We start from the raw sequence: 12,164 nt of genomic DNA, 5'->3' as shown, positions 1-12,164 counted from the left end.
GGCACGGTCCGTGGACCACAGGCGGACTACTTGTCGTTCCAGATGGCTACGCTTAGGGCTTCCATCACCGTCATTGCGGTGGGCTTTGCGGATTGACTGCTGGCGTGGGAAACGGAGTGGCTGACGACCATCTTCGCTTCCTTGAGGAGATCCGCTGGCGCTCCAGAGAGGCCGACTGCCGAGGCAGCGGCGACGAAGTTCTGCGACCACTTCTTGCGCGGATTCTTGAACTGGTTTTCCTTGAACTGTCTGCCGAACTTCGTCTTGAGCGCATCGAGGTACACCGAAGGATTGATCAAGTCTTCGATCTCTGACGCATCGCGGCCCGGATCTCGCAGGACGAAGATGTTTGCGCGGTCGAGTACGCCGTCGTCATGCAGCTGCTGCGCTTGCGCATCACCCGCCGCATCACCATCGAGCACTGCGAGAATTCGGCACGCGGTGGAGCGCTCGCGCTGGATGAGGCGGCCTATTTTCCCAGTGCCGGTTGCGGCCTTGAATACGATGCGTCCTGAGGAGATATCTTTCGTTGCTTTTGTAGTGATGTGGGCGAGAACCGCGGGGAGGATCTTTGCGTCGGTCCAGCCTTCGGTTAGGACAACGACCTCCGCTGAATCGAGGTTGTCGTGTAGTTCGACGCCCATCACCTCGCGGATGCTCTGCACGGTGCGGGCAGCAGTGGCAGCGTTGCTGCGAACGAGCACGTTGGCGGCGATCGATTCTCGATTCACGAAGATCGGGTTGTGAGTCGCGAGAACAACTTGCTGTTGGCGCGCGATCTTGGTGAAGAGGGCGAGTAAATCATGTACAGCGCGCGAATGCAGGTGAGCTTCGGGTTCGTCTACGAGTAGTACGAGGCTCGATCTCGCTTGATCGACGCGCTGATTTGCCAGGTGTTGGATCAGAGCGAGGGCGAACAGGCTTTTGACGCCGTCGCCCTTTTGGGCGAGCGACGTCGGAGATCCATCATCGATCACTACTCGGTTGATGGTCTCTGCGGTGCGGACGTCTCGACGTATCAGCTCAACGCTGGATACGTTCGAGAGATAGGTCGAAATAGTGTTCTTCAGGTCCGCCTGGACGCTCTCGACCACGCTGGAGCGGAGTTCGTCGACCTGTCGTAGTGCCACCCGGTATGCGTCTGTTCTCGCGAGTTCATTAAGCCTCAATGTCGCAAGGCTGTTCAGCAACTCCATGGCCTGCTCCATCGTTCGAACAGCTGGTACGAGGACGTAATCGATTCGCTGGCTCACGAACTTTGCGATAGTAGGTGCTTTGCTGGTGTACCCAGCAGCGCCGCGGCCGGGCTTCACGACTTGGAGTGAGGTCTTTGATCGGCTGAACTTCAGCTCGATGGGTAACGTCCCATTGTTGGAGAGTCCGGTTTCCTCCCGAAATTCCGCGACTTCCTCCTCTGTGAGGCTGAATGTAATCCGCACCACAGTGGGCTGAGGGCTCCTCGCCCCTTGCTTCGAGAGGGGGTAGTCAGCTGACCAGTCGTAGCTGACATCTCTGTGACGGTCCGGCCTTCTGCGCGGGTGGAACGGGTCATACACTAGTCCGAGCTGAGGGCCCGAAAGCTCACCCGTATTCGTCAACCGCTCGGGCAGGTTCCCCCATGCCTCGATCACACGAAGTCCAAGAGCCAAGGACCGGAGTAAGTTGCTCTTGCCTTCGTTGTTGGGCCCGATCAAAGTCGTCAGGTCCGAGAGCGCGAAGTGCGTCTGCTTCCCGATCGACCTGTAATTTCCGACGGTCGCATCTGTGATCCGCATTGATCTCCCTTGAGCTTTCAGTAGCTACAGGCTCAAGCTACTGCGGGCGACGCGTGTAATCGATGAAGACGACGGCGACACGGCCTGGCGGGTGCGGGTGAGGGGGCGCCGAGGAGCGCCCGGACCGGAGCGGAGCGAGGACCGGACGCACCGCAGTGCACCCCCTCACCCGCACTGTCGGCCGTAGGCCGGCCTTGAACGAGTAAAGAAAGTTCTCACAGTTCGCTCACCGAACCCGCTCGCGTCTGCCTGCGCGCTCGGCGAATCCATCGATTGCCGCGAGCACTTCTTCGCTGCGCCAGAACGGACCGAGCCTGTGTTCTGCCTTGGATCGGAGGATCCCTGCATCTACCAGGGCCTTGAGCGGGGGATACACGTTTGGCGGCTTCACTCCGAGTTCTGCGGCTGCGATCGTGGCGTCGATCACAGGACGCCGCAGGATTACATCCAAGAGTTTCCATGCATTGCTCGATTTGCGGACGTTCAGCTGTCGATCCCACCCCATCCTGATCGCGTCTAGCTCAGCGACTAGCTCGCGCGCATTGGTCACGGCCCGCAGAGATGCGTTCGCGAACGCGCGGGTGATGGGCGATACGTTGCCTTCGCGATAGCTTGTCAGCGCGCGGTGGTACCCCTCCACATCGGCAAGTAGGCCGGCGGAGACCGGGACCGCCACGTTGCGGGTGGTTCCGCGGCGCCGCAGCATCGCCTGCGCCAGCGCTCGCCCGGTGCGACCGTTGCCGTCTGTGAATGGGTGGATCGTCTCGAATTGCGCGTGCGTGATGGCGACGGAGGCGAGCACCGGCACATCGGTGCGGCGTGCGAAGGACAGCGCGTCGTCGAGAAGCGCGGGGACTCTTCCATAGAAGGGGGCGACAAACTCGGCCCCGACCGGCGAATCGGACCGGGTGCCGATCCACACGGCCTCGGTGCGGAACCGGCCTGGAGTGTGTCGAGGGTGCTCTGCCATGAGTGTCGCGTGCATCTCGAGGATCATCTCGACAGACAGATTCTCCGCCAGGTCCAGAGCAGTAGTCATCGCCCGAGTATTGGAGACGATATCGACAGCATTGCGGCTCCCCGTCGCGCCCAGTTCTGCACTGAAGATGGCGCGCGCACTCGCCGTGAGGTTTTCGATCTGCGACGACGATGCCGCTTCTGATCGCAGAAGCACGGGCGCGAGCGTCGATAATCTGTGGCCGAACTCGGCGTCAAATCTGCTGAGTTCCTGCGTCGCTTCTTCGGCAAGCGCGGCGGTCTCGTGGTCTATCGCCGGTAGGAGGTTGGCGATCGCTGCGGGCACCGTCGCGCGGTAGCGCCTGGGCGCTAGTGATGAGGCGTGGGTGTGAAGTGCGGGCGCCCACTCCAGCTCTTCGGTGGAGACGTCAGGCCACGGTCGGGTCGCGCCTGAAATCTCTTCGTTCGGGCCCTTGCTCATAAGAACCAACTCCAAAGTTATGAGTAATGACATTACTCATAATTCGAGTCGCTTGGATTATGACTTGCGCAACACGCCGGCCCCAGACCGGCCCAGTCCAGTGGCGACAGCGGCCTCATCCATGCGTGCCGCGCGTTTCGTCTCGCTGCGCTCGCTCAACGACCGGGCGCCTACAGACCACGGGAGCGGTTCGGAATCTGCCTCTCATCAGGGCAAAGCAAAACCCCCGCGGATAGAAGCTCCGCGAGGGTTTCTGGGATGACGTAATGATCACCCGTGTGGCTCCGACGGGCGTCGATCCCGTGACCTCACGATTTTCAGTTAGGCGCGTCGACTCCACGTGTCTCAGTTGGTACTCGTTGGTCGCGCGATTCCGCGGGTCGAGTGCTCATTGGTGCTCGTTGATCGTCGTCGATTCCATGGAGCTCCCGGCACTTTCCCGGCACGTAAGGGCATCAGGTGTGGATGTCGGAGCCCCTGCTCAGCAGCACGTGCTGGACTACGACGATAGTCCGTGCCTTTGCGGCCGCCCATTTGCTGATGGAGTCGGTGACGCGTTCGCACCATATCTCATGCTCCATCTGTGCGAGCGCGGCAATGATCGTGAACCCATCGACCCATCGACCCATCGGCCCTGTGGGGCGGATCCGACCTCGGAGCAACCGCCTACCGTCGGACCGGAGTCGATACTGTCTCCCCATGACCACACCGCGTCCCCGCATACGATTCGCCACCCCCGCCGACCGTGAAGCGCTCAGGTTGCTGGAGCACGAGTACTTTCCGGCAAAGTCTGGAGTGCGCCACGCGGGCTACTTATACGACGACGAGAATCTCGCCGCTATTGCCCTCACAGAACGGCTCGCCGCGCCGATGCGCGCCTTCACCTTCGTCGCCGAAGTAGAAGGGGAAATAGTCGGATTTGCAGTCGGGGTGCCCTCCATGATGACGTCGGGCGATACGGACGCGCAGACCATGAACCTCCAGTACCTCGCTGTCCAGCCGGAGCACCGGGGGCAGGGTATTGGCGCAGCGCTGGTAAAGAAGATCATTACGCGATCGCAAAAGGTTGTGCAGAATCTCATTCATGCGCACATCCCAGTAGACCAGGTGGGTTTCTACGAGGGGTTGGGGTGGAAGGTCGAGCCAATGGGTCACGGGCTCGCGTGGCTCCCCGATGGAGACCATCTCCGCGCGGATGCCGGCGATCCTGCCTTCGGCTTCCCGCTGATGGCGAGCAAGGTGCTTAGGTCGCGCGGTGTCCTACAGTCTTTCCCCTACCCGGTCGTCACTGGAAAGCCGACCCTCGACGCGTCGATGGAAGCAGCCCGGCTCGTCGACGCAGGCAAGCTCGACCCGTCAAAATTTGATGAATTCACCCGCGACTTCGTCACGATGGGTCGTGCCGAAGCGCGATCTCTCGCCGCGAAAACTACGCCATAAAGCATTGCGTTTCACAACCGTAGGGATAGGAGACATTTGCCAGGATCCCGTCGCGGTGGCGGGCCGACGCGATGCACTCGAGTGAACACCGTCGCGTGTCCCATCTCGAGGCCCGAGTGCCCCATCGGGGCGAGTGAATGTCGCACCCAGCGTCTAGTGTTGTCCACATGGAGAACTTCGATGTCATTCAGGCGCTCGCCCGCACTGCTCTCGCTGGCAACCCGGAGGCTATCGAGCACCAGGTAACCCGCCTTGCCGAGAGGCTCGCCGAATCAGGAGATGACAGCAACGCCCGCAAGCTTCGGTCGCTGATTACGCGAGCTCGCAACCGCCAGGCGGTTGAGCCCATCAATTTGCAGCCCTCCGATGTCGCAACGGCTGCTCCGACGGCTCAACGACTAGGGCCGAAGACGGCGCTCCCCGTAGATCGTGAGTCTGGAGCGCCGCTGTGTGAAGTCGTGACGCCGGACCGTCGCCGCGCGCTACCGGTCCTCCCCGTGCAGGCGCAGGCAGCGTACGACTCGCTGGTGCGCGAATGGCAGCACGAAGCTGAACTTGCGCAGGTGGGGCTCCCCATCAGCCGCACCCTGCTGATCTATGGGCCTCCCGGGACAGGTAAGACCACGCTGGCGCTCGCAATCTCCGTGCGTCTCGGTCGTCCAGCAGTGATCGCGCGTCTCGATGGGCTTATCTCTTCGCTGCTTGGCAACACCGCCAGGAACCTCGGGGCTCTCTTCGATTTCTGTAACCGCTACGACTGCGTGCTGATCCTCGATGAGTTCGATGCTGTCGCGAAGATCCGCGACGATGCGAACGAGGTAGGAGAGATCAAGCGTGTAGTGAACGCGTTGCTGCAGAACCTCGATAAGCGGACTGAGTTCGGCTTGACGATTGCTGTCACCAACCACGAGAAACTCCTCGACTCAGCAGTGTGGCGTCGGTTCGAGCATCAAATTCACCTCGGCATGCCGACGTACGAGGGTCGGGTTGAGATCGGCCATCTTCTTCTCGACCGGTTGGAAGAAGTGGATCCGCTCGCCAAGGCCGTCGCCAGTGTGACCTCTGGTCGATCAGGCGCTGATGTCAGAACGCTGGCAATGGCATTCCTGAAATCCACAGTGCTTGCGACTCGGGATGCTCGGTCACCTGTAACCGTGCTTCGCGAAGCAGCGCAGGCCACGGGTATACAGGGCGCGGATGGGCTCGACTCGACTGACCAGCAGCTCGCGAAGCATCTCAACGAGCCGCCAGCATCTTTGAGCCAGAGCGAGCTTGGAGTGATTTTTGGCAGGGATAGAAAAACGATCAGCCGCTGGCTGAACCCGAGCGAAGTGAAGGTGTGAAATGGCTGGCGGCCCTGTTCAGATTGTGATGAACCCCGATTGGTTTCGTGGGGATCGCGACGGTCGTCGCGGTGGCGGTGCGGCGAAAGACTTCTTCCGAGGTGACGACCGCGGATTTGCTGAGCACAGAACAGCCATCGTCGGTGCGCTGCGTTCCATCCTGAGAAACAACCTCGCAAGCGACCGAGTCAACGTTGCAGTTCGGATGCGACCGGATGCGTTGGCGAAGTCCCACCGGCCGTTCGGCACACTATTCAGATCATCGCGCGCGTCCCATGTGGGCACCGGGGACTACGGGGAGCTCGTCTTCGCGATAACGCCGACGAAGCTCGAAGAGGTCATTGATCTGGTCGCTGACGCCGAGGTCGAAGAACGGTGGCGGCCGGACGCTTCCGGCGCACTGGTGTACAGTCCGTCGCCGCCACGCACAGAAGTGAGTGCGATCCAGGACGTGCGGGAGTGGGCACCTGCGGAAGAACGTGGATACACACTTGACGAAGCCGATGCTTGGTTGACGATCGATGGCGCCGCGAAGGCGCAGGTTGAGCTATTTGATCTTCCCGAGCGCGAGCCCCTTCGCTCGGCAACGCTTGCCGAGGTTGGAGCGTTGACTGCTCGGTTACGCGAACTGCAGACCACCTTCACTATCGCGCCGCCTCCTGCAATCGAGGCAAGCGTGAGACGTGCGCTTGAAGCGTCGCCGCCCGGCCCGTCTGACGTCGCTCACCACCCACCGGCGACTGTCCCATTCCGGGAGGGGCTGGCGGAGTTCGAGGCGAGCTCGTCGGTAAAGCGCGTGAGGCTTGAGGACCGAGTTCCGCCCTCTACTGAAGCGCCGGCTGCAAGCACGGGCGAGGAATCGGCCGCACGTACGCCGGATCCTGCAAGCGTGCGACCAGTAGTCGGAGTCATCGACGGTGGAATCGGTGGACCGTTCATCAACTCAGCGTGGGTCGCCGGACGGGCAGACTTTCTTGCGCCAGGAGACCGTGACGTCAGTCGAGTGAATCACGGAACGACCATCGCCTCACTGATCGCGTTGGGAAGCGCCTTCAACTCTGGGATCTTGGATCCCGATGAGGACTGCCGCGTCTACGATCTCGATCTGCTCCCTGCGGGCAGCGCCTACGACAACTACTACGCATCTCTCGAGGACTTTCTTGATGAGGTTCGTGCAAGCGTCGCGCGCGCGAAGCAAGAAGCAGGTGTCCGGGTTTTCAATTTGTCGTACAACCTTCGGAGGGCACCGGGTGGAGCCCCCTACAGTTTGGCTGCCCAAGGACTCGACAGAATCGCGCTCGATCTGGACGTGCTCTTCGTGATCTCGGCTGGGAACCTGACCGAGACCGAGCAGCGGGAAGAATGGCCTCCCAACAGCACCGAGGTCAACGCGATGCTCGCCCGCCATTCCGGCCCGGACGGGCTCCTCGCGCCAGCTGAAAGTCTGGTCAATGTCAGTGTCGGCGCGACCAATCCACCCGGACTCGCGCAGGGCGTTGAAGGCGTACCTGCGAGATACACACGTCGCAGCGATCAGACCCCGTCAGCGCTCAAGCCCGATTTCGCTGCGTATGGAGGCGGGGGACCCGAAGGTCCCGCACGAGCGACCGGCCTGACCGCGATTAGCTCCTTTGGCACCATCCGCGACGTTGCGGGGACCAGTTACGCAGCACCGCTGGTGGCCCGATACCTCGCAACCTTGGATGCGGCTATCTCCGGCGATGTGTCGCGCGATCTCCTCATCGCGCTCGCAACCCATAGCGCCAGACTCCCCGCAACCCTCCTCGCGAAAGAAGTGGCGGTCGTCGCGCCCTCGTTCGTTGGTCGCGGCCATCTTCCCACAGTCGCCGAGACTCTCGAGGGTGAGCCGCACCGGATGACTATCGTCCTCAGTGACACCATTCAGCCTGGACGGAACGTGAAGTTTCCGTTCCGCTGGCCAGACTCACTCTCCGACACCAACGGCAAGTGTCGTGGCCTTCTCAAGCTCACACTGGTGACCGAGCCCATCATCAACTATGCCCACGGTGTCGAAATGGTCCGTGTAAATCTCGACGGCGCCGTGAAGCAGTCTGACGAGAACGGTGTCTTCGAAAGCCGCGCACAACCGACGCACGAGTTCTTCTCTGGCTATCGATATGCGAACGAACGCACGTTGGCGAGCGTGCTTGGCAAGTGGTACCCGGTAAAGTCCTACACGGCACGCATGCCAAACGGACGAGGCAAATCGACCGACTGGCGCCTCGATCTCGAATACCTCACGAGAGCAGCCGAATCCTTTCCAGCCGAAGGTGTTCGATTCGCTGCCGTCCTTACAATCGAGGACCTACGGGGTGCAGCACCCGTGTACGACGAGATGCGTGCCTCCCTCTCCGAGATTGGTGTCACCCTGAGCGACCTGCGCACAGCTGTAAACGTGGGAGTTCGCGCTTGAGTCCTGTCATGAAGGACCTGATCGTGCGCCGCGGCTCCGCATGTGCTCACCGGCCGCATGCAGGTTGCTCGCCTATGTCAGTCATCTGACATAATTTGGATTAGCGGAAGTTGATACGATCCGCTTGCAACCTGCGCCCCGAGGGACCCGCATCGAGTGTGTGGCGCCAGTGGCAACAGCTTCTTAAGAGCGAATCGCGGCGATGCTCAACGGGCCGCCGGTGATGCAATTGCGGGTGTGAGTGGGCGATGGGAATCGTGCAGTCACTGCCAATCGGCCACTTCGCACGCGATTGCAGTTCGTCGCAGTTGGCGCTCATTTGTGTTCGTTCGTCAACGCCCCGGACGATGCGATCAAGCGGCGCAGGGGCATCAGCTCATTTGTGCCGGGAGGTGACGGGCACTTTGCCGGCACAGATGGCGCAGTGGACGCCCGTATGGAAGTAGCAGTTGCCAGTGGGCGGCCATTTGCACTACCCCGCATTCCGATAAATGGCCTCTGACCGGGCATAAAGAAACCCCCTCCTGTAGAAGCCAGAAGAGGGTTTCAGTGGCTCCGACGGGCGTCGATCCCGTGACCTCACGATTTTCAGTTAGTTGCGGGGGCTTCTTGGGTACTCGTTGATGCTAATCAGCCGCGTGATTCCGCGGTTCGAGTGCTCATTGAGCCTCGTTGATCGTCATTGTTTTGGTGGAGTTCCCAGCACATTCCCGGCACAGATCGTGCGGTGATTCCGTCCCCGCCAACCGAGTACGCCGTCGTCGATGGCCGCGCGCTGCATGCTACCGATTCTTCCATTTCGCAGGCCGCCGCGGCGAGGCCCCATCCGACCGATCGGCTCTCGCCGAGGTCAGTCGCGCGCCAATCTGCGCGCCCCACGAAGGCCACAAGGCAGGGCTGATCGGGGTGAATCTAACGCGACGCCCGCCGCCGAGTCGCCAGGGCTTCGCGGGTGATCAGAGGGATGGCCCGCTTCGAGGCGGCACTCCGAACAGGCCATCAAGTCTCTCCGCACCGCGTCTCGCTGCGTCCGACCTGGCGCGGCTGTACCGCTCGGTCATTTGCAGGGTGGAGTGCCCCATGATGGCTTGCACGTCGTTCGCAGCAGCGCCGCCATCGAACAGCAGCGTAGCGAGTGTGTGGCGAAGGTCGTGAAGACGGTAATCGTCACGGTCTAGGACCGCTCTGATCGCGTCCCACTTGATGGCCCTGCGGACGTTGGACCCGTTGATCCGGCCACCTTTTGGGCCGGTGAACACGAGCGAGGAGCGCGATTTGCCGGTCATTGCGTCATCAAGGTGCGGGACGAGCACTGACGGAATCGGGACGTCTCTCTCCTTGTGGCTCTTCGGCGTGTATTCCTTGATCCGACCATCGAGATCGGCGCTGAAGCTGCGGTGCACGTGGATTGATCGCGCATCGAGATCGACGTCGCCAACCTGGAGGGCGGCGGCTTCGTTGGCGCGCATGCCGGTGTAGATGAGGCCGGCGAGATAGTTGCGATAGGGGCCTGCCGGAATCGCGTTCAGCACCACGCCGACCTCCTCCGGTGTGAGTGCACGCGATCGGAGGTTGAGCTGTGGGTCCGCGACTGGTCGCCGTGCGAGGCGTGCTTGATTCATCGGGATCAGTTTGGCGCGTACTGCGCCGTCGAGGAGACGGCTGAGGACAGCAAGCGCGTCGATCTTGGTCGACGCCCCGCCGGTCCACTCGGTGAGCGCTTGTTCGACATCGCCTGCCGTGATCGTCTCGAGTCTGCGGTGCCCGAGCCATGGTTGGACCCGCAGCCGCCAGCCGCGCTCGTATGCGCGCGTTGTAGCGGGGCGGACACTGTCACGGATCGTCGGCCAGTATCTCTCATACCAGTCGCCGAGTCTCATTGACCCCTCGGGGAACTGCCGTGCCGCACCGTCTGCGCGAAGTGCTTTCGCCTCCTTGAGTGAATCGACGAGTGTGGCGCGCTCCTTCCACTCGCCATTGCGGCCGACACCCCAGATACGCACTTGGTACTTGCCCCCGCGGTCGGCACGGTATCGAATCCCTTCAGGAAGTGTCCGAAGAGTCTTGGGGTCGATTCGGCTTGCAGGCCCGTCACCGGAGGTCACGGGTGCCTCCGGACTCGAGGAAGTCGTCGAGTGTCGCGCGCTTCCAGAGCATGTGTTTGCCCATTTCCGCATCAGGGTGGGGGATTTGGTTTCTGCGGCGTAGCGAGTCGAACGTCGACATCGGCACTCGGCAGTACTCTGCCGCTTCGCGCCGATCGAGGTATGCGGAGCGGGGCGTTCGCACGTCCACGTCGGCGAACGGTGATGCATCCAGCGTGGTCAAGTCCTGGGACGTGGTGTATCGGTGATCGTGTGATCCCTCGTGTCGAGGTCAGGCTGTGAGGGCCCGAAGGTCGGGTTCGATCACCTCCTCTGTGGTGGGTTCGCCGACGCGGCGTGCGGCGGCGAGGGCGTCGAGGCCGAGGTAGCGGCGTTGCTCGGCCCACTCGTCGTGTTGCTCGGCGAGGACGGCGCCGACGAGCCGGATGATCGCGTCGCGGTTCGGGAAGATGCCCACGACGTCGGTGCGGCGGCGGATCTCCCGGTTGAGGCGTTCGTTCGGATTGTTGGACCAGATCTGCCGCCAGATGCTCTTCGGGAACGCGGTGAACGCGAGGATCTCCTCACGTGCGGCCTCGAGGTGCTCGAACGACCTGGGGAGCTTGTGCTCGAGCGCGTCCAGGACGCGGTCGAACTGGGCGTGCACGGACTCCGCGTCGGGCTGGTCGAAAACCGTGCCCAGCAGGGTCTTCACCCATGGCCACGAGGACTTTGGGGTCACGCTCATCAGGTTCGCCGCGTAGTGGGTTCTGCACCTCTGCCAGGACCCGCCGACGGTCGCGCCGATCGCTGCGACCAGACCTGCGTGTGCGTCGGACGTGACGAGCTTCACGCCGGTCAGGCCTCTCGCGACGAGGTCGCGCCAGAACGTCAGCCAGCCGGCGCCGTCTTCGGTCGAGTTGACTTGCAGACCGAGGATCTCGCGGTAGCCGTCGGCGTTCACGCCGGTCGCGACCAGCACCGCGACCTTCACGACCCGGCCGCCCTCGCGGACCTTCATGGTGAGCGCGTCGGCGGCGACGAACGAGTACGGGCCGGCGTCCAACGGCCGGGTGCGGAACGCGGTCACCTGCTCGTCAAGGTCGCGCGCCATCTCCGACACCTGCGACTTCGACAGCCCGGTGATCCCGAGGGTCTTCACCAGGTCATCCATCCGACGGGTGGACACGCCGAGGAGGTAGCTGGTCGCGACCACGGTGGTCAGTGCGGCCTCCGCGCGGCGGCGGCGTTCCAGCAGCCACTCCGGGAAGTAGGTGCCCTGCCGGAGCTTGGGGATCTTCACGTCGATGGTCCCGGCGCGGGTGTCGAAGTCGCGGTGGCGGTAACCGTTGCGACGGTTCACCCTGTCGTCGCTGATCGTGCCGTAAGCGGCGCCGCAGATCTGGTCCGCGTCCGCGGATAGCAGCTGGTTGATGAACGTGCCGAGCATCTCCCGCAGCAGATCGGGAGACGCCTGCGCGAGGTGGTCTTCGAGGAAGCGGGCAGGGTCGATATCGTGGGGTGAGACGGTCATCGTCGGGGTCCTTTCGAGATGGATGTGAAGAGTTCTCTCGAAGGATCACGCGGTGACCGTCGCTACGTCCGCAGCGACACGGTCACCCGATCCGTACACCACCTTGCCGGACGCCA

General features: G+C 62.4%; 8 protein-coding genes. 3 read left to right on the top strand and 5 right to left on the bottom strand.

Annotated elements, in window-relative coordinates:
- Positions 1 to 26 precede the first annotated feature (26 nt).
- A complete protein-coding gene (locus tag C2868_RS11935) occupies positions 27 to 1,775 on the bottom strand; it encodes an ATP-dependent endonuclease (protein WP_100812331.1) in 1,749 nt (582 codons plus the stop codon).
- Between the two features lie 226 nt (positions 1,776 to 2,001).
- Positions 2,002 to 3,213, bottom strand: a complete 1,212-nt coding sequence (locus C2868_RS11930; protein ID WP_100812330.1) for a Fic family protein — start codon at positions 3,211 to 3,213, stop codon at positions 2,002 to 2,004.
- Between the two features lie 699 nt (positions 3,214 to 3,912).
- On the opposite strand from C2868_RS11930, the gene C2868_RS17470 reads away from it, so the two are divergent.
- The 3 genes from C2868_RS17470 (at position 3,913) to C2868_RS11915 (ending at position 8,430) form a co-directional block, all read left to right on the top strand.
- Positions 3,913 to 4,653 (top strand): GNAT family N-acetyltransferase, encoded by a 741-nt coding sequence (locus C2868_RS17470; protein WP_036298075.1) that lies wholly within the window; start codon positions 3,913 to 3,915, stop codon positions 4,651 to 4,653.
- Positions 4,654 to 4,820: 167 nt separating this feature from the next.
- Positions 4,821 to 5,996 carry an ATP-binding protein gene (locus tag C2868_RS11920; RefSeq protein WP_036298077.1) on the top strand — a complete coding sequence of 392 codons (1,176 nt, stop codon included), beginning with the start codon at positions 4,821 to 4,823 and terminating at the stop codon, positions 5,994 to 5,996.
- A gap of 1 nt (position 5,997) precedes the next feature.
- The gene (locus C2868_RS11915; RefSeq protein ID WP_081766254.1) at positions 5,998 to 8,430 is read left to right on the top strand and encodes a S8 family serine peptidase; all 2,433 of its coding nucleotides are present in this window, start codon (positions 5,998 to 6,000) and stop codon (positions 8,428 to 8,430) included.
- Between the two features lie 956 nt (positions 8,431 to 9,386).
- Here C2868_RS11915 and C2868_RS11910 read toward each other — a convergent pair.
- The 3 genes from C2868_RS11910 to C2868_RS11905 all read right to left on the bottom strand — a co-directional run bounded on the left by C2868_RS11910 (position 9,387) and on the right by C2868_RS11905 (position 12,048).
- Entirely contained in the window at positions 9,387 to 10,535 is a 1,149-nt protein-coding gene (locus tag C2868_RS11910; RefSeq protein WP_158497526.1) for a site-specific integrase, read from the bottom strand.
- Positions 10,522 to 10,719 (bottom strand): helix-turn-helix transcriptional regulator, encoded by a 198-nt coding sequence (locus C2868_RS17835; protein WP_374935787.1) that lies wholly within the window; start codon positions 10,717 to 10,719, stop codon positions 10,522 to 10,524. The genes C2868_RS11910 and C2868_RS17835 overlap by 14 nt, the downstream gene beginning before the upstream one ends.
- An 87-nt stretch (positions 10,720 to 10,806) precedes the next feature.
- Entirely contained in the window at positions 10,807 to 12,048 is a 1,242-nt protein-coding gene (locus C2868_RS11905; RefSeq protein WP_100809640.1) for an IS256 family transposase, read from the bottom strand.
- Positions 12,049 to 12,164 lie beyond the last annotated feature (116 nt).

The sequence above is a fragment of the Microbacterium sp. CJ77 genome, from assembly GCF_002911615.1.
Classification (GTDB): domain Bacteria; phylum Actinomycetota; class Actinomycetes; order Actinomycetales; family Microbacteriaceae; genus Microbacterium.
Note: the sequence above shows the minus strand (reverse complement) of the source record. Positions and strands in the feature narration are given on the sequence as shown.